Raw genomic sequence first — 18734 nt, 5'->3', positions numbered from 1 at the left:
CAATTATAAATGAGTATTTTAATTCCCGAAGTGTTCGCAGACGCTATTAATGCGAAACTTGATACAACAATCCGTATTGGCCGAGTCGCTTTTGACGCTACTAGCCTTGTGCCAGATATTCTAGTCGCGGGCAATACTGTCCACTTTCCAACCTTTAACCGGGTCGCGGTGGCCGAAAGTGTGACTAAAGGCACCGAATTAACCCCCAAAGTAGTAGATATGACAGACGCACAAGCACCCATTAAATGGATTGGCTCAGCGGTTCGCGTCTTTGACTCAGAGGCCGCCCAGATTAAAGGGGCGGTGATTGACCAGATGGCAATTCAAGTCGCGGAGGCCATGGCAAAGAAGATTGACAGTGATTTAACAATCGCATTAGACACCGACATCGCCTACAAAGCGGCCGCGGCGGCTGGTGACGCGATTACCGCGAAAGAGTTAGAAAGTGGGTTCGCAAAGTTCGGAGACGACATCGACACCGCAGGATTTGCCGGGATTATTATTAATTCCCGCCTGTTACCAAGCTTCTATGCCATGCCAGAGTTTACTTCTACGCAACTTACTTATCAGACGGACGGTAACGGGATTGTAACCAACGGGATTATTGGCCTATATAGGGGTATTCCCGTAATCGTCTGCGATAACGGGACATACGAGACGGGCAAGAGCGAATGTAAAACTTATATTGTTAAAACCGGGGCTTTAGGCTACGTTTTCCAAAGAAATATAAAAATCGAAGAAGACCGTCAAGGCCTACTTCTGGCCACTGATATTATCGCAAGTAGCCTTTACGCCACAAAATTAATTGATAGTACTGGTGCGGTAGTAATCCGTAAAACAATTGCTTAAGCGTATAATTGGTAGTTTTTACTACTAATTAATATATAAGTCGCGCCAAGCGCGCGCAACCAAAAGATAACGGCAAACTAGTATTCGCGGACGAACCGCAAAAATAACATCTAATTCTTCTTAAAACTATACATTGGGTTTGTCTTAATGTATAAAACGCTTTTTGACACCCATAATCAAAAAAGCGGTGGCGGGCGGGCTTGCCCCGCCCCTAACCAAAGTGCATTTGTTTAAACCTTGTAGTTAGAGCATACTTATTTGAAAAATAAGCGGACTTTTTTTATTTTAGGTATAAGTTATAGGCTAACAAAATTAAAACCGCTCTATAAAAAAGCTGTTTTTGTAAAATATATAGGAATTACTTATAAAAAGTGCATTTTGGTTAGTTAAAAGATTTTTAAAAAGGGGGTTTGACTATGTTAACACCACAACAATTGCGCGACTACCGGGAACGCGAGGGGCTTACCCTTAGGACGGTAGCAGATTATGCCGGGATTACAGCGGCCAATATCGGCCAACTTGAGCGCGGCGAACGCCAATTAACAAAAGAAAATTACCAAAAGGTAATTGACGGTTTACACAGGGCGATTTTGGCGCGCCAAAACGAAGCAAAATAGTTTCACTTGCCCCGGCTAGGGGCTGATGTAGTAATTATAGAATAGATTTAAAAAGTGGAGGTTTTACTATATGTTTAGTTATCCAAATACTACGGTTTTTATAAAAGCAACTATCTATAGAAATCGTAGTGGTACAACAAGATTTAGAAAGAAAGTTAAATAACTGGTATAAAGATTTAAACGGCAAAGATTATGCGCTCATTTTAACAGACGACGCGGATAGCCTGTTAACATGCCAATTTTTACAAGCAAAGTTCCCCGGCCTACAGGTCGGGGGCTTTTTTAATTTTGACGAACTTTATATAAACCCAGAACGCGCCAAGGGCAAAAAGTGGGTTTACGTCGACGCGGATATAACGCGCGGCCGCTGTTTTGGGAACCATAGAGCGCCAATATCTAACCCACTAGCGCTTAACCCTAATGTTATTGCCCCGCAAGCTTATAATCAGAAATATATAGGTTCTACCCTACTATGGGTAATGGCGCTTTACAACGAAGACTTAAGCGCGCTAAGCGAACAAGAGTTAATAAGGTTACTTTGTATAGACAGCGCTTACCTAGGATACTATAACAAAAATGGCGCGTTTAAGCACATTAACAAAAAATGGTTTATCGCTCTAGGCTACCCAAATTTGGGAGATTTTCTAGAAGCGCACCAAAAAAGCGATTTTGAGCAGTATATAACCCAGAATGACTTAAAGGCAAAAATAAACATTAAAGATGGCTATTTAAGTAGCGTGCTTAATGTGCCCTATGATTATAATTTTGAGTTGCTTTCGCAATATCAAAAAGAGTTTGTAACATTGGAACAGTTAAAAATAATAGAAAAAAGTACGATTTTTAACGCGGTAGAAACCTACAAGGATAGATTTGTTATACAAAAAAGAGCCAGCGTTACCCCGCTGGCTAAAATATTGACATAACATTTAGAATGTGATATAATTTAGAATTATAAAAAAATGGCTTTAAAAATACTATTATATGTATATATAATACACTTTCGCCATTACCATGTCAAGCACAAAAAAATATTTAAGAGAAATTAAAGGAGATTTAAAAATGCAGATTTCAAACGATGAGTTAAAAGAACGGTTTTTCTTTTGTTTTAGCAGGCCATTAGCAGATTTTCTAGAAAAAAGGGGCTTGAGCTATATTATAAAAGCAACAGATAAAAAAGCAGACCGGGTTTACACCTTGTTCGACAAGACGCCCGCTTTAGAGAGCGCTTTAGCAGACTGGGCTAAAGCCAAGGAAGAATGGCGCGCCAAGTGGTTTTACTAGAATAAAAAATAAAAGGAGATATTAACAGTGGATTTAAAAAAAGACAACCTAAATATTAACCCGGCTATGTTTCGTCTGCGTGGCACGCACAACGGTGTCAAAATTGGCACAGACGAAATAGTGTTATTAACCTATATAGTGTTTTTACAAAACAACAACCGCGCCAAAAACGGTAAAGATTATTGTAGCGCGAGCAACGCCGCGCTAGCGGATTATCTATATTTTCCGCAGAGCGCGTCTAGCAACAGAAAAGTACAAAGAATGTTGGAAACCCTAGAAAAAGCAGGCTTTATTAAACGGACAGGAAAAGCGCAAAGAAAAATATATGTTAACTATAGCTTTCTTAGCGGCCTAATAGAAGAGCGCTCAAACGCCGAACCAACAATAGAAGAAAAAAAAGAAGCAAGTAGCCAACAAACCAGAAAGCGCCTAGACAAGCAGGACAGTTTTAAAATAACGCGTTTAGAACTGGATGAAAAGCAAGCGCCAACCACCAAACCTAAAAAGAGCGCAAAAGAAATTATTAAAGAAAAATGGAACCAAAACGCCCCAGAGGATACAAATGTTAAGCAGTGTCAAATATGGCTAGATTATGCGCTTTCGGAAGAAGAGATTATGGAAATTGCTTATAATTTAGGCCTAAGAAGTTATAAGCCTAAGAAAAAAGAATACACTGACCCAGAATATGACTTTGAAGATATGGACGGCGAAGACTGTCCCTTTTAACTAGATACTAAAAAGTACCTAGTTAATGGTATGCGACAAATTTGACGTGACAAATATGTCGTATTGCTAGGTATGTGACAAAAATGTCGTTTTAACATGACAAATTTGACGTGTCTATGTGACAAATATGTCGTATTGATATGACAAATTTGTCGCTTTGATATGACAAATTTGACGTACTAATAATAAACAATAATAAAAAAATAATAATACTTATAAAAAGAGTATAATAAAAGCTTTGGCCGAATATATTATTAAAAAGAATAAAGCGCCAATAGATAACTTATTATATTAAATATTATAAGTTAATAACTATAGTATATAAAATATAGATATATATTAAGTTAGTACTAAACCTTAAGTATATATAGTATTAAACTTTAGTACTAAACTATAAGTATATTAAAATAATACCGCGCCAATAATAGACTATAAGTATATATATAATTAAAAACTAGTACCAAACTATAGGTATATATGTAACTTTAGTTTAGTAACTATAGTTACATTAAATATTATAAGTTAGTAATAAATTGTAGGTATATTAAAATTATAGTTTTAAACCTAGTTAGCCAAGCAAACAAGTTTTCTATTTTTATATATATACTAAATATTAAATTTAGATATAGAGTTATGGCGCTAGTTTAGGCGTATATTTTAAAGAATACTAAATAAGGCTCTCAATCTAGCCAGAAGAGCATAGGTGTAGTTACCAAGGGCTTTATGGTTATGGCGCGGAAGATATATAAGATTTAAGAGGAGATTTTAAAATGGATTTAGTAACAGTAATTTTAAGTGGATTAATTAGTTATATAGTGGCAAACAATTTATACGAAAGAGCAAAGCGAAAAGATATTATAAATATAGTACAAGAAATTAAGGAGGCGGTTAACTATGCCAAGGCCTAAAGGTTTAGGCGATACAAGCGGTTTAGTGCATAAAATAAAAGAAATGACGGGGTGTGACCACCTAGCCTATTATATTGTTTGGAAATATGCCCCGCAACTACTAACCAAACAAGGACTTAATACTTTTGAAGATTTAGCGGCCGCGTACGCCTGTTTCAAAAACAGAAACCAGTCTGGACTAGAAGCCAAATTGACGGAGCCGACGCAACAAGACGCGATTAAATACCTTTTGGAGCGGTTACACAAAAGCAAGCTTTTTGACTTATATAACTTGTATTACAAGCGCGCCCAGGAAGATACAAATGCTTTTCGGGCGTTTTTAGAATTTTCTAAAGATTTCTTTGGCGCGGAACAGAACGAGCTTATAGATATTCTAAAAGGCGTGGATATAAACGATTAGGGGTGATGGCGCTATTAATGTAAGAGACAAATTAATAAAAATAAAGCAGTCGCCCCGCCTTTGGCTAGAAACCTTTAGTAAAGTAGTAAATAAGAACGGCGCGCTAGTGCCCTTTAAGTTAAATCCGCAACAGCGCCAACTTTTAGATGGATTAGACAAATATAATATTGTGTTAAAAAGTAGGCAATTAGGCGTAACAACGCTTAGTTGCGGCTATAGTATTTACTTAACCCAAAATAAACCTAACACTACTTGTCTTTTGATGAGCTATTCCATAGATAGCGCGACAGGGATATTTGAAAAACTAAAACAACTTTATAACGATTTGCCAAACGCCGTTAAGGTGCCGCTTGTGGCGAATAACAAAAAGGAGCTTAAATTCACAAACGGCTCCAGAATCATTGTAGCCACATGCGGAAATAAGGACGTGGCGCGGGGGCTGACTCTCACGTTTGCCCACCTTAGCGAGGTGGCTTTTATGAAAGACACCGTAAACAAGCAGATTCTGGCAATCGAACAGGCGCTAACGCCGCAGGGCAAGATTATACTAGAATCCACGGCCAACGGCTTAAATGGATTTAGCGAAATGTGGAACAAAGCAGAGAGACAGAACAGCCTTTACAAGCCGTTCTTCTTTAGCTGGATAGACGATAAGCTAATGTTTGCCGATGAATACGCGCTATTTAACGACCGATGGAAAGATTTACATGGCGCGTTACCTACCCCGGACGAGCTAGACGAAACCGAAGCAGAATTGTACAAGCAAGGGGCAACTATAAAACAATTGGTATGGCGCAGGCTTAAGATAGCCAATTCAGACGAAGAGCAATTCGCTCAGGAGTTCCCCGCGAATCCCATAGAAGCTTTTATTTCTACGGGTTCAAACGTCTTTGATTCGATTAAAATTGTCGAACGGCTCCAGTATGTGGACGAAGCAAAACCGCTTTTAAATCCTACTGGCCTACCGGCCACGCTTAAACCCTATCTTAAAAAAGAACTTACTATATGGGCTTTACCCACTGGCGCTACCCGCTATTATGTGGGAGTTGACACAGGCGAGGGACTAGGCCAAGACTACAGCGCTGTAGAAATAATTAACCAAGATGGCAAGCAAGTGGCAGAATTTAAAAGCAATAAAATTAAGCCTTTTGTATTCGCAGGCATTGTGAACGAATTGGGACTTTATTATAACAAAGCACTTTTGGTAGTGGAAAAAGCAAGCGCTGGTCACAGTGTGGTGGACAAATTGCGCCATGACTACGCATATATGAACATGCTCAAATACAAGGAGTATGACGCAAGGGGCAAAGCAAAAAAGAAAGTTGGTTTTGTAACTAACAACAAATCAAAGCCGCTAATGATTGCCGACTTCCAAGAGCTATTTGAGACGAACCAACTACTTATTAATTCCAAAGACCTGTTAAGGGAGATGAAACTATACACTTTCCAAGATGGGAAAATGGAAGCCGCCGCAGGCGGCCATGACGACCTAGTTATGAGCATGGCTATGGCGCTTGTTGGCTTAAAAAGCGGCGTTAATTATGTATAGCTTTTTTATAGAGCGGTTTTAATTTAGCCGCCCTATAACTTATACCTAAATTTAAAAAAAGCCGCTTATTTTTCGATTAAGTGCCACCTAAATAAAAGATTAAAATACTTTAAAAGCATAAAAAAAGGATAAAAGGTTATTGGTTAAAATTATTTTCTTAAACAAAACTTAACGCATTTTTGCTATAAAAAAAAGTTTTATGGCAAAAATTTTAAAACATGGTTTTTTAAAAATCGCACGCAAGCTTTTTATTTATCCTATTTCCAAATTTATACAAGTACCCAATAAATAAAAAATAATAAAAAATAGGTACCCTTAAAAAATGGCTAAAATACATGGGGTCTAGCGTGTTTTTTGACAATAATATTTGTTATTCTGCTAAAATTAGTAGGTACTTTACGGTAAAATAATAAAAAGCTATAATACAATCATAGCACGAAAGAAAAAGGAAGTGAAAAAAATAGACTATTTAAATAACAAAAACATTTTTGAAGTGCCGCTTGAGTTTGAGCACATGGCGCGAATAAGCAATATACTTAATATTAAAGAATACTTGCTTAGACACCACAAGGTCTTAAACCGACCGGATTTTAAGTTTAAAGACCAAGAATATACAAGCGCCAAAATCATTTTCAACACCTTGAAAACAATTATCAATTTTCATACCTCTTATGTTGTAGGCAATCCGGTAAGTATTACCGGAGATAAACAGATAGTTAGTGATGTAAATAAGCTCTATAAAAAGGGCGGTTACAATAAAGTAGATTATGAGATAGTGCAAGACTTAACCAAGTACGGAAACGCGTTCGAGTATGTTTACTTAGATAAGAACGGTACCATTAGAAGCAAAATTATTGCCAATGAAGACTCTTACCCGATTTATGACGAAAAAGAACAGTACGTGGCCTTTTTAGAGCATTGGGAGGACTTACAAAACGTCGTTAAATACGATATTGTGTACTATCCAGGGATTGTCCAAGTATATAAGGACGAACAGTTAACAGAGGAATACCCCAATTTAAGCGGCTTGCCTATCCATTATGTATCGCTAGATAAAAGCGAGTATAATTTTTTCGGGGACGCACCATTACTAGATTTAATCCCAATCTTAGACCAAATAGAGCGGCTCCTAAGCCGCCTAGACGACGCTATATATACCCTTAGCATGAATCCTATCGGGGTAAGCATGGGACAAAAAATCGAGGGAACTGTACCAAAAGACCTGATTGGCGCTACACTCAACCTTGAAGACGGAGGCGACTTTAAGTATTCTAATGCGGAGTTGGACGAACCAAGTATTAAGCTCTTGCTAGATACCCTATTTCAACAACTCTACACCGTTGCCGCTGTACCAAGTGCGGTTATAGGCCAAAGTAATATCGCCAATGTTTCGGAGGTATCTTTGAAACTGTTGTTCGCTCAGGCTGATTACAAAGCGGCACAAACGGCACAGACTTTAAAAGAGGGTTTTTCAAAACGTTTTGAATACTTCAGAAAGCTAAGCGCCAATAAATGGTCAGACGACCTTTTCGATACATTAGACGTTAGTTTTAACGTTGCTAGACCAGTTGATACAAGTAGCCAGATAAACGAGCTAAAAACACAATACGATATGGGCGCAATAAGTAAGGAAACTATTATAGATTCTAGCCCATATACCAAAAATACCGCTCTGGAACTACAACGCATAGAAACAGAAGAAAGCGCCAAAGAACAAATAAAACCTGTTATTGTTGGCGCGGAAGAACAAGAAATAGCTTAGACCGGGGCGGTATCCCCGCCCCTAAAATTATGGAATTAAAAGGAGATTTGAGAAATGGATTTAAATAAAAATTATAAAAAAGATATTTTAGAGTTAGGCATTCAAATTTTAAAGAAAAACAAAAATAATAACAAAAAAGTAGAAATGTTTAAAGACTATCCCGACGTTGTAACAGTTCCGCAAGTTATGGAGATGTTACATGTTGGAAAAACCAAGACTTATAGGCTTTTAAAAACCGGACAAATTAAATCAAAAAGAGATGAAAGCGGTTATTATATTATAACAAAAAGCGCAGTAACAGATTACGTTTTAAAAGATGAAAATCAAGCGAATATTTTAAGCGTCAAGCCCTTTACCTCTACCCGCAAAAGTGATATGATTAACCAAACGGTTGTGGGTTTGTAAAATGGAGGTAAAAAATGAATAACCCACAAAAAGTTAAAATTTCCAGTATAAGAGGGAACAAACGCGGCGTGTATGAGGTAGTATTAAGTTGGTATGGCCCGGATATTAACCCCAAAAACAATAAACTTAAAAGGAACCAAACAACTCACTATCTTAAAGACAAAGACGGCAACAATATACCTTATAAGTCAGGTAGCAAGACAGAGCGAAATAAGTATAATGTCAATATCCTAGCGGAACAGTGGCGCGTATTTGAGGAAGAAAAGCGTTTTCCAAGCGGCGCTATGTTGTTTCTAAGTTTTCTAGACAAATTTGAAGAACACGAGAATAAACGCGTAGAGCGCGGCGAAATACGTCCGATAACCCGAGACGGCTATATAAGCGTTCTTAATGCAAACATTCGACCTTATTTTAAAGATAAAAACCTAAAGCTTAATGAAGTTAGCAAAGCCAACATAAATAATTTTTATGACTACCTCTTTGATGTTAAAAAACTCCACTCGATAAAACATATCACAAAAACTTTAAAACTAATTTTCAATCTAGCCGAAGACCTTGACTTAATAACAAAAAGCCCAGTGCCAAAGCGCAGGAAATTAACGTCCGAATCTAACGAAAACCGCGTTAAAAAGCATTGCCTAGACGAAGAGGAAATGGCAAAAGTGCTTGAAATTACTAAAGGTACCTACCTTTATAGTATACTGCACATTGGCTTCTATTATGGGCTTAGACCGTCTGAGATTCTAGGCTTGCGTTGGCAAGATATCGACCTAAAAAACAAAACCATACATATTTGTTTCACCGCGGTGAAATCCAGTAGCGGTTTATATTGCGCCGAAAAAACAAAAACTGAAGATAGCAACAGGACGCTACCAATTTTAGACGAAACTGTACAAATTTTTAAAGCGATAAAAACAGAACAGGAAGAAAATAAGCGCTTGTATGCTAACTGCTACCACAAAGAAGAACAGGACTTTGTATTTAGACAAAAAAATGGCAAGCCTTATTTACCTAGTTCGCTTCATCGGAAATTAAACAAAATGTTAACAGATAATGGCCTAGAACCTATGCGCCTATATGACATGCGCCCTACCGCTTGCACCCGTATGCGCCAAAAAGGATTTGACGCTAAGTTAAGGGCGAAATGGTTGGGACACACAAAAACCGATATAACGGAAAATGTGTACACGCATGTCACACAGGCAGAAGTTAACAATAGTGTTAACCAACTTCTATAAATATCTTATTTTGTTGTAAAGGTGTTGTGAAGATTTTCAAAAAGGTCTGTAAAATGGCTTAAATACATAACTTTACATAAACAGGAGGTGCGCCGAAACGGCGCACCTCCTTACTCTTTATCAAACCTTCACTGCGTTTTTAATGCTTAAATCCATCCACTTCCTGCGTTTCCAGCGAACTAAAAACATAGCCGCCCTTAAAATTTCATCGCAGGCCATGGCGATCCAGATACCAATCAATCCCCAGCCCAGCACAATGCCTAAAACATAGCATAAAACCACCGACACAAACCATTGTGAGCCGATGCCGAGGGCAATGGGAAACAGTATGTCATTGGCCGCCTGAAGCGATCGGACCATTACCATGTTTACCGCACGTCCGAGTTCCAGAAAAACATCAATAAACATAACCTGCTTGCCAAGGGCGATGACCGCCGGGTCAGAGGTGAAAAAGCCAAAGATTTGATCGCTGAACAGAAAAATCAAAAGGGCCACACAGAAGGACACCAGCACAGAAGATCTAAGTGTGGCCTTCACCCGCCTGTCCGCACTGTCATATTCCCTCGCGCCGATCATATACCCCACCAAAACCTGAGAAGACTGGGAAATCGCGTTACTGTAAAGATAGGTGATCATAGCAAACATCACCGCATACACGCGGGTAGTAATGACCACCGTACCGCACAGATTCACAAAGCCCATGGTCACTGTCTGGCTCAGCGTCCAAGAAAGCGTCTCCCCGCCCGAAGGTATCCCAATAAACAGCAGTCTTTTAAGCATCTCAGTTGGAAAAGGCCTCAATGTTTTCAAAGACATTCCCGGTCTAATTTTTTTAATAAACAAGCAGACGACAATAATCACGCCAATGAGTTTGGCAATATTGCTGGAGATGGCTGCTCCCGTTACGCCAAGAGGTGATGGCAGGCCAATGCCATTGATCAGAATGTAATTCCCACCGATGTTGAGTGCATTCATAATAATTGAGACAAACATGGTTTCCTTCATCAGACGGTTACTTCTGAAAATAGCCGAAAAGGTCAGAAATACAGCCTGAAGAAAGAGTCCCGCCCCGATGATACGCGTATAGGTAACGGTTTCGGGCATAATGGTATCTGGCACCTGCAGTATATGATAGATCGACTCTGTAAAAAACAGCAAAACCACGCTGATGATCACAGAAAAAATCAGGTTGACGATCAATGCCAGCGTGTAGATTGTCGATACATTTTTATAATTCTTTGCGCCCATATTCTGAGAAACCAGAATCGTGGTCGCCAGTGATATGATGCTAAAAGAAATCAGCAGAACATTGATGATCTGGTTGGCATTGCCGATGGCGCCCACACCGGTCTGCGACACCTGTCCCACCATCATCTGGTCGGTATTACCCACCAGCATCTGAAGAAAAAGCTCCACAAAAATGGGCCATGTCAGCTTGAATAAGGATTCCTTCTTCGTATTTTCTGGAAAAGTCGTGGTCATTTTTACTCCTGTTATATAATAAATCGCTTTATTATTATAGCATAAACAAAGGGCGGTTAATGCTTCCAGTTTAAATTTGTGCACGTTTACGGTTGGTAAATTATCATTTTTTTATAACTCTGATTTTTCTTTCAATTTTTCTTTCATTTCAGAGCAAAATATTTTCATTTATATAGCTTTGTAAAAACCCCTTTCTTTTATCGATGAAAACGTTAATAAATATTTGCATTTAATGAACATTAATCTATCTTGAGATTTTTACGAAAATTAAATAAAATGATATTAATTTTATTAGTTAAGGGAGATTACTATTATGGCAAATCGATTCGTTCTAAATGAAACATCATATCACGGCAGCGGCGCAATCAATGAAATTGCAACCGAAGCAAAGGCGCGCGGCTTTAAAAAGGCCTTTGTTTGTTCTGATCCTGATTTGGTGAAATTTAATGTGACAAAAAAAGTAACGGATATTCTTGATGAAGCAGAACTTGATTATGAAGTATATTCAGAAATCAAGCCGAATCCCACCATCGAAAACGTACAAACTGGTGTTGCGGCCTTTAAAGCTTCCGGTGCAGACTACCTGATTGCCATCGGCGGCGGCTCCTCTATGGACACCGCAAAGGCCATTGGTATTATCATTACCAACCCTGAATTTGAAGATGTCCGCAGCCTGGAAGGTGTTGCCCCGACAAAGAACACGAGTGTTCCGATCTTTGCCGTCCCGACCACTGCCGGTACCGCAGCAGAGGTTACCATCAACTATGTTATTACCGATGTCGAAAAGAAACGCAAATTTGTCTGTGTTGATGTGCATGACATCCCGGTCGTCGCCTTTGTCGACCCGGATATGATGTCCAGTATGCCTAAGGGCCTGACTGCCTCAACAGGTATGGATGCCCTCACACACGCCATCGAAGGCTATACCACCCTGGGTGCCTGGGAGCTTTCTGATATGTTTCATTTAAAAGCCATTGAAATTATCGCACGCTCCTTAAGAGGTGCTGTCGAAAATACTCCTGAAGGACGCGAAGACATGGCGCTCGGCCAATATGTCGCTGGAATGGGCTTCTCCAATGTCGGTCTTGGTATTGTTCACTCCATGGCCCATGCACTGGGCGCTGTTTATGACACACCCCACGGTGTTGCCAACGCGATCCTTTTACCGACCATCATGGAATACAATGCGCCTGAAACCGGCGAAAAATACAGATATATCGCCCAGGCCATGGGCGTTGAAGGCACCGAAAGCATGTCTCAGGACGAATACCGTAAAGCGGCTGTGGATGCGGTTCGCCAGCTGTCAATCGATGTTGGCATTCCTCAGAATCTGAAAGAAATTGTCAGGGAAGAGGATATTCCATTCCTGGCACAGTCTGCATTTGATGATGCCTGCAAACCTGGCAACCCAAGAGACGCCAGCCTGGAAGACATCGTTGAACTATATAAAGCTCTGATGTAAAGCCTTTTTTACCATTCTTTCTCCAGCAATACCTCATCAAAAATAACCCATCGGATCATCCCTCCGATGGGTTATTTTAAAATGCTCTATCCTTCCCTTTTAAAACGCGCAAGGCCAAGCCGCAGGGTAAGACTTCCCCACTTAAAAAGTTTTTCTCTCAGTGTTACCGGCATCTTTCCATTGAAAAAGGACATATCTCTGGAAATAAACTGATCATAAAACAGCTCCCGCTGCTCGCAGCCTGTACAGGGCTGACTGCACTGCGCCAGCAGCTCATGACATTTATGCTTTTTCGCTTCAACTTCATCTACATCCAGCTCCCGCAACAAGGCTGTATTACAATAGATGATGTCATAGGTTTTCGCGTTGATGATATAAACAAAGCTGTCCAGCTCGTCCAGGATGGCTGTATCCATATTAAAATAGGCGCGCTGCCTTTGAAACTGTAAAGCATGGTAGACAGCATAAGTGTTTTTGCCTCTGCATTTCGCCACATAGAGGGCGGCATCCGCGTTTTGGTACAGCATTTTAAAATCTCTAACCGTTTCCTCCACAAACGAAATGCCAACCGATACAGTGATTTTTTTATCCTGAACCTCCAGCTCACTCAGGCGGTCACAGAACTTTTGTGCCAAGCTGCAGACATCGCTTTCATAATCTTTGCCAGTCACAAAAATCAGGAACTCGTCGCCGCCAAGGCGCCCTGTAAGCGCCCTGTCTCCAAACACCTCTGGGGCAATACGGCCAATTTCCTTTAAAACGCGGTCTCCCTCTGCATGTCCGTAAAAATCATTAATCTGCTTAAAATTGTCAACATCGGCCATGAGCACCGCAGAGACACCTTTTTTTGAAAAACTGGTCTTCAGGCCCTGCTTTACCATCTCCTCAATGGTTTCTCTGTTGTAAAGCCCTGTCAGGAAATCCTTTTGCGCTTTGAGCAAAAGGTTATCAATACGTTTTTGTTTTTGTTTCTCCTCCTCAATATTTTCAGAGGTACCGATGGCCTTCATGGGCTGCCCATCCTCGTCCAGCACCACCGTATAGGTGATGCGGTACCAGCAGTACTTTCCATCACGCTCCTGGATCTGAACCTCAGCCGAGGTTTTGAGCTTGCCTTCGCTGATATCCTCATAAAGACGAAGATACTCCCCGACAGATTCGTGAAAAACATAGCCCTTCACAATGCTCTCATCAGGCATATTAGGATATACCAGACGCCGGCTTCCTTCCTTATTCCATTTGGCTTCCTTCATCAATCTCTTTGTCTTGATATCATATTCCCAAATGCTTATATCCAGATGCTCAATGGCGGCTTTAAAACGCTCTTCAGAAAGCTTCAGCTTTTCTTCCTTCTGCTTAAGCTCAGAAATATCTGTAAAAATACCATGATAAACCATACTGCCTTCATCGGTTCCATAGAATTCAGCCGATAAATTAATCCAGACAAATCTGCCGTTTTTGCTCACTGACCTGAAATCAATGTTGATGGGCAGACGCTCCGCCGCGCTTTTATAGACTGTATTAAAATAGAACGCCCTGTCTTTGGCGTATATCAGATCAAGACTGTTCTCACAGGTCAGCATACGCTGGTACTCTTTTTCTTCATAGCCCAGAACCTTTGCGAGTCCAAAGCTCATGTAATGCGTCTGTATGTTTTTCTCTTTGATTTTAAAGACCACAATATCACCCGGCGTACTGTTAAGCACCGTTTCAAATTCATTCTGAAGCTCGACCTGCTCGGTAATATCTATACAGGCGCTCACAATGGCCAGACGGCCATCCTCCGCGCGCACCACCCTCCCCCGGTCAATGACCCAGAAGTAGGTGCCATCCTTGCGCAGCGTGCGGTAACGGACAGTATACTCATCGCCCTCCTTATCCTTTGGACCGACTACCTGCGTCACATGCTCGTGGTCATCGGGATGAATCGTATTATAGACAAAGCCGCCGGTCTCCTCCATAAAATCATCGTAGGATTCATACCCCATTATCTCGAGCATTTCCTTGTTGATGAAATAAAGCGGAAAACCCGGCTCACAATAGCCACCGATGAGACCATTTGGCGATGACTCTCCCAACAAAGACAAAACGGCCTGCTGATTCTCTTTTTTTAAATTAGAAAGGGACTTTTCTTTTTGCAGGATTTGATTTTCCATTTCCTTTTCCCTAGAAATATCTTCAACCAGACCGACTGCCCTCACTGGTTTTCGCATTGAATCGTAGATATTGGTCAGTGTGATCCTGTTCCAGAGATAGCTACTGTCGTATAGCTTGACCCGCACCTCGCAGGCTGCCTTAGGAGCGCCTTCAAATATCTCACGATACATCTTTAGAAAGCGCTCTTTTGAATCGGGATGAATCACTCCTTCTTCAACTAAACTGTCTGGTACATTGACTAAATGCGTCTTCAAGCCGTATTTTTGAGCAAAATAATCCGAGTAATCGATTGTTCTTTTCTCAATGTCGAAATCAAAAATCACGTTATTGGTCGCTTCCATGGCAATCCGAAAACGTTGTTCTGAAAGACGGAGTGCCTCCTCAGATTCTTTCTGCTTTGTCACATCGATAATCGAAGCGTAAAAGAGCTGGCGGTCTCCCCGGTTTGCCAGGAAAAAGAGACGCATATACATCCACATGTACTCACCGTTCAGCCGTTTCCGCCTGAACTGAATATCTATTCCCTTTTCGGGTCTTTGGGGCGCCCTTTGCAGCGCGTCAAGGATAACAGGCTTATCTTCGTCGAGTATACGGTCCAGGATATGGCGTCCATTGATTTTTAAGGTCTCCGCATCACAGCCTGTCACCTGATAATAGCCCTCACTGACTCTTAAAACCTCAAGATTTCCCTGAAAGTACTCATAAAAGGCCACACCGCCAATCAGATTATTTAACAATGACCGGGTCATACCGTCCGAATGCATCAACTCATCATAGCTGATCATGTTGTTCTTTTCACGTTCCATCCCCGAAAAATCAAGTTTGGCGGCATCCCGCAACAGCAACGCTTCAAATTCACCTATGGGCATGGGCTTGTAATAATAATAGCCCTGGGCATAGTGACAGCCGATATCCAAAAGAAAATTAACCTGTTCCTTTGTCTCTACTCCTTCCGCGATCACACCGAGGTCAAGCCACTTCGCCATACGGACCACTGATTCCAGAATATTTCCAGCGCGGCCTTTCAGATGCTCCATATCGGAGAGAAATCGCATGTCTATCTTCAGCACATCGACATTGATATCCTTTAAAATATTGAGCGAAGAATAACCGCTGCCAAAATCATCCATTAAAATAGTAAAGCCCCGATCGCGAAGCCTGTTCACAAGACTCAGCAGCTGATCAAGGTTTTTGGTGTAGGCACTTTCGGTAATCTCCAGCTCCAGCAGATATGGCGGCAGATCATATTTTTTAACCAGATTATCCAACAGATCACCCAGCCCCTGGTGGTACAAATTAACTCTCGAAACGTTTACCGAGGTCGGTATAGGTTTGTGCCCGTTGTCAATCCAGTTCTTTATCAAACGGCAGACTTCCTCCCACACATAGGCGTCCAGTTTTAAAATAAAGCCGTTCCGTTCAAAAACCGGAATGAATGCAGCAGGGCTGATAACTCCCTTTTCAGGGTGAATCCACCGGACAAGTGCTTCACAGCCAATAATTTTATTGGTGCGCATATCGCATTTTGGCTGCATATACACCTGAAACTGTCGGTTTGCGAGAGCATGTGCCATCTCATTGACAATTTCCTGCTCCTCGATCAGAGAGCTTCTCAGATGATTGTCATAAACGGCGGCACGTTTCAGGTAATTCCCCTTTACGGAATTAAGCGCAAGGATCGCCCGGTCACACATTCGGCTGACTGGCAGACTCGCATCATCAATATGATATAAGCCTGCGGCCACGGATATTTCCATATCCAACGGGTATTGCTCGAGGCCATCGGTCAGCCTCTGTGCAATGCTGTCCGCAGATCCCTGCACATCTGGCAGTAAAATTGCGAAAACATCCGCTACAATGCGCCCGGCACAGCCATTCTTTTCCGTTGACCAGGCATTTAATTCATCACCGATATACTGAAGCAAGCGGTCTCCCGCCTCTGCGCCGAATAAATCGTTAATAACCTTAAAACGTTCAATATCAAAACAAAGGATGGTATAAGCTTTTTCGGGGTAAGCCGTTAAAATTTCATGGACATTTTTGTAAAAGGTATCTTTATTCAACAGCCCTGTCAGAGAATCGTATTCCTCCAGGGACTTTAAATTGCTTTGAAGCGAGGTATTTCGGACACGCTGTCTGATCAGCCGTGGATCAAGGGGTCTGGACAGGATATCTGTCGCGCCCAGCTTGAGGGCCTGTTCCTCCATGATCGGGTTGTCCGCATCTGTCAATACTAAAACACCTGTACCCCGCGAAGCCTGTATGTCCCACAGCACAGTCCGAAGCGCCGGCAGCATCCCATAAAACAAAGCATAGCTAAAAATAACCACTGCCACCATTGACTTATTCTGCTGAAGAAACTTCAAAGCGGTATCGTTTTCTTTTGAAATGATAACCTTATAGCTTTTATTTAAAATATTGTCCAGCAAAGTGTTTTCAGCAGGATTTTCATCGACAATTAAAACAGTCTTACCAGTCATATCCTTACCCCCGGCATCAATTGTGCCCATAAAATTCAAATACTGATTATATTATAGTATAAATGGCCTTCAAAATAAAGTTAAACCCGTATTGGCGCCCCGCATGTCTTAATTTTTACTGTTATTTCATCATCAGCTATGTTAAAATAGTGGAGAAGTTTAATAAAAATCATTAGGAGCCTTTTATATGAAGTCTTTTAAAGCATCTGTAACAGCCGACCTTCAGGATTTGTTGCTGCTCAATAAAAAATACAATCGTTTCAGCATGGGGCCTTCCGAACCGCTGCGCATTGTAAGCTATTTTGTTCTTATTTTTACTGTTTATACCCTCTTTATGGTCTATCTGCAGATAAAGCTTTTTGCCGGCGGGGATTTTGTCTATCTTGGCCTGTTTGCGTTTCGCCTGATCAGCGGTGTGCTTGGCGCGCTGTTCTTCTTTGGAAAGCTTAACCCGTTGCTCATAAAGTTCTCGGCTCATTTTTGGCCAGACCGGTACTTTTCAGTAAGAGCCTTTACTTTTACACCCAAAAAACTTGAAATCCTCTTTCGTGATAAAAAAATGATCTTTGCCTATGGTGAAATCATTAAATGCGATATGGCAGAAAGTCTCATCACACTGCAGACAAAGCACCAGAACTTTGTGATCCATGAGGGCGATATGACCCAGGGCACATGGGCCGAATTTAAAAGCTTTCTGAAGAGCAAGAAGGATCAGTTCAACAAAGATCCAAAGCTGTTCCGGAAAGAAGCCCTAAAGGATTTATAAAAAAGCCGCTGGCAACTTCCATATAGTCCCTTCAAAACTTTATTTTGCAAACACATAACCATTTTTCTTAAGATCAGGGCATTTTACTTTAGAAGGAACAAAATTATGGCGAAACTAATTGTAATCGAATTGCAAAACATGTATAATATAATTGTTAGTATCTGTTTGGCAAATTGGTAGATTATATTAAAAAAGGAGATTAAAATGACTCAGACAGGTAAACTATTGGAAATGGCCAAAAAAATGGCCGCAGCAGCCGAAAAAAAGGCTGTGGAAATTGATGTACCTATGGTAATCGCGGTGTGCGATATGGGCGGAAACACTGTTTTAGTCCACCGTATGGAAGATTCTTTACTAGCAAGTATAAGCATTGCCCAAAACAAGGCCTATACAGCCGCTTCATTAAAAATGCCGAGCTCTGTTGCAGGGGATGCTGCTAAGGAAGCCGGCGAACTCTTTGGTCTTGGCAATTGCTGTGAAGGTAGAATTGTGACATTTGGCGGTGGATTTCCGATTATAGACGGGGATCGTATTATTGGTGCCATTGGTGTCAGCGGCGGTAGTGTTGCTGAAGACGAGAGCGTCGCCCAGGCAGGACTTGCGGCTCTCTAAGATGTTCTTTTGATACAGAATCTGCTCCATCCCCAGAATT

The 18734-nt window shown here is 40.9% G+C and carries 16 protein-coding genes; 14 read left to right on the top strand and 2 right to left on the bottom strand.

Going from position 1 to position 18734, the window contains the following annotated elements:
* Nucleotides 1-9: 9 nt before the first annotated feature.
* From CPZ25_RS01960 to CPZ25_RS01915, 11 genes are all read left to right on the top strand, one after another.
* Complete coding sequence (locus tag CPZ25_RS01960; RefSeq protein WP_096919506.1) at nt 10-849, top strand: phage major capsid protein; 840 nt, start codon at nt 10-12, stop codon at nt 847-849.
* Nucleotides 850-1265: 416 nt separating this feature from the next.
* Nucleotides 1266-1466: a helix-turn-helix domain-containing protein gene (locus CPZ25_RS01955; protein ID WP_096919505.1), complete on the top strand. Its 201-nt coding sequence runs from the start codon at nt 1266-1268 to the stop codon at nt 1464-1466.
* Nucleotides 1467-1594: 128 nt separating this feature from the next.
* Nucleotides 1595-2389, top strand: a complete 795-nt coding sequence (locus CPZ25_RS01950; RefSeq protein WP_096919504.1) for a hypothetical protein — start codon at nt 1595-1597, stop codon at nt 2387-2389.
* Between the two features lie 136 nt (nt 2390-2525).
* Nucleotides 2526-2747, top strand: a complete 222-nt coding sequence (locus CPZ25_RS01945) for a hypothetical protein (RefSeq protein ID WP_096919503.1) — start codon at nt 2526-2528, stop codon at nt 2745-2747.
* A gap of 27 nt (nt 2748-2774) precedes the next feature.
* Nucleotides 2775-3473, top strand: coding sequence for a hypothetical protein (locus CPZ25_RS01940; protein ID WP_096919502.1), 699 nt, complete (start codon nt 2775-2777; stop codon nt 3471-3473).
* A gap of 770 nt (nt 3474-4243) precedes the next feature.
* The gene (locus CPZ25_RS20310) at nt 4244-4381 is read left to right on the top strand and encodes a hypothetical protein (protein ID WP_167495139.1); all 138 of its coding nucleotides are present in this window, start codon (nt 4244-4246) and stop codon (nt 4379-4381) included.
* Nucleotides 4368-4781 (top strand): hypothetical protein, encoded by a 414-nt coding sequence (locus tag CPZ25_RS01935; RefSeq protein WP_096919501.1) that lies wholly within the window; start codon nt 4368-4370, stop codon nt 4779-4781. Before CPZ25_RS20310 ends, CPZ25_RS01935 begins: the two co-directional genes overlap by 14 nt.
* Nucleotides 4782-4887: 106 nt before the next feature.
* Entirely contained in the window at nt 4888-6330 is a 1443-nt protein-coding gene (locus CPZ25_RS01930) for a phage terminase large subunit family protein (protein WP_167495138.1), read from the top strand.
* 451 nt (nt 6331-6781) lie between these two features.
* The gene (locus CPZ25_RS01925) at nt 6782-8092 is read left to right on the top strand and encodes a phage portal protein (protein WP_096919499.1); all 1311 of its coding nucleotides are present in this window, start codon (nt 6782-6784) and stop codon (nt 8090-8092) included.
* Between the two features lie 54 nt (nt 8093-8146).
* Nucleotides 8147-8497 (top strand): helix-turn-helix domain-containing protein, encoded by a 351-nt coding sequence (locus CPZ25_RS01920; RefSeq protein WP_096919498.1) that lies wholly within the window; start codon nt 8147-8149, stop codon nt 8495-8497.
* A 14-nt stretch (nt 8498-8511) separates the two neighbouring features.
* Nucleotides 8512-9735 carry a tyrosine-type recombinase/integrase gene (locus CPZ25_RS01915; RefSeq protein WP_096919497.1) on the top strand — a complete coding sequence of 408 codons (1224 nt, stop codon included), beginning with the start codon at nt 8512-8514 and terminating at the stop codon, nt 9733-9735.
* Nucleotides 9736-9855: 120 nt separating this feature from the next.
* Here the strand turns inward: CPZ25_RS01915 and CPZ25_RS01910 are convergent, their stop codons facing one another.
* Nucleotides 9856-11217: an MATE family efflux transporter gene (locus CPZ25_RS01910; protein WP_058694869.1), complete on the bottom strand. Its 1362-nt coding sequence runs from the start codon at nt 11215-11217 to the stop codon at nt 9856-9858.
* 313 nt (nt 11218-11530) lie between these two features.
* Between CPZ25_RS01910 and fucO the strand changes: the two genes are divergently transcribed.
* Nucleotides 11531-12679: a lactaldehyde reductase gene (fucO, locus tag CPZ25_RS01905; protein WP_096919496.1), complete on the top strand. Its 1149-nt coding sequence runs from the start codon at nt 11531-11533 to the stop codon at nt 12677-12679.
* Between the two features lie 86 nt (nt 12680-12765).
* Here fucO and CPZ25_RS01900 read toward each other — a convergent pair whose 3' ends face one another.
* Complete coding sequence (locus CPZ25_RS01900; RefSeq protein WP_167495137.1) at nt 12766-17316, bottom strand: EAL domain-containing protein; 4551 nt, start codon at nt 17314-17316, stop codon at nt 12766-12768.
* 187 nt (nt 17317-17503) lie between these two features.
* Here CPZ25_RS01900 and CPZ25_RS01895 point away from each other — a divergent pair, with 187 nt between their 5' ends.
* Together CPZ25_RS01895 and CPZ25_RS01890 are read left to right on the top strand one after the other, a co-directional pair.
* Nucleotides 17504-18082, top strand: a complete 579-nt coding sequence (locus CPZ25_RS01895; protein ID WP_058694872.1) for a hypothetical protein — start codon at nt 17504-17506, stop codon at nt 18080-18082.
* Nucleotides 18083-18286: 204 nt separating this feature from the next.
* Nucleotides 18287-18694: a GlcG/HbpS family heme-binding protein gene (locus CPZ25_RS01890; RefSeq protein ID WP_058694873.1), complete on the top strand. Its 408-nt coding sequence runs from the start codon at nt 18287-18289 to the stop codon at nt 18692-18694.
* Nucleotides 18695-18734: the final 40 nt, after the last annotated feature.

Origin of the sequence: Eubacterium maltosivorans, from assembly GCF_002441855.2 — a bacterium.
Lineage (GTDB): Bacteria > Bacillota > Clostridia > Eubacteriales > Eubacteriaceae > Eubacterium > Eubacterium maltosivorans.
Note: the sequence above shows the minus strand (reverse complement) of the source record. Positions and strands in the feature narration are given on the sequence as shown.

Bases quoted from the DNA above. Each gene is read 5' to 3' on its own strand.
- CPZ25_RS01960 (WP_096919506.1), top strand. From the start codon at position 10: ATGAGTATTTTAATTCCCGAAGTGTTCGCAGACGCTATTAATGCGAAA.
- CPZ25_RS01955 (WP_096919505.1), top strand. From the start codon at position 1,266: ATGTTAACACCACAACAATTGCGCGACTACCGGGAACGCGAGGGGCTT.
- CPZ25_RS01945 (WP_096919503.1), top strand. From the start codon at position 2,526: ATGCAGATTTCAAACGATGAGTTAAAAGAACGGTTTTTCTTTTGTTTT.
- CPZ25_RS20310 (WP_167495139.1), top strand. From the start codon at position 4,244: ATGGATTTAGTAACAGTAATTTTAAGTGGATTAATTAGTTATATAGTG.
- CPZ25_RS01935 (WP_096919501.1), top strand. From the start codon at position 4,368: ATGCCAAGGCCTAAAGGTTTAGGCGATACAAGCGGTTTAGTGCATAAA.
- CPZ25_RS01920 (WP_096919498.1), top strand. From the start codon at position 8,147: ATGGATTTAAATAAAAATTATAAAAAAGATATTTTAGAGTTAGGCATT.
- CPZ25_RS01915 (WP_096919497.1), top strand. From the start codon at position 8,512: ATGAATAACCCACAAAAAGTTAAAATTTCCAGTATAAGAGGGAACAAA.
- CPZ25_RS01910 (WP_058694869.1), bottom strand. From the start codon at position 11,217: ATGACCACGACTTTTCCAGAAAATACGAAGAAGGAATCCTTATTCAAG.
- fucO (WP_096919496.1), top strand. From the start codon at position 11,531: ATGGCAAATCGATTCGTTCTAAATGAAACATCATATCACGGCAGCGGC.
- CPZ25_RS01900 (WP_167495137.1), bottom strand. From the start codon at position 17,316: ATGACTGGTAAGACTGTTTTAATTGTCGATGAAAATCCTGCTGAAAAC.
- CPZ25_RS01895 (WP_058694872.1), top strand. From the start codon at position 17,504: ATGAAGTCTTTTAAAGCATCTGTAACAGCCGACCTTCAGGATTTGTTG.
- CPZ25_RS01890 (WP_058694873.1), top strand. From the start codon at position 18,287: ATGACTCAGACAGGTAAACTATTGGAAATGGCCAAAAAAATGGCCGCA.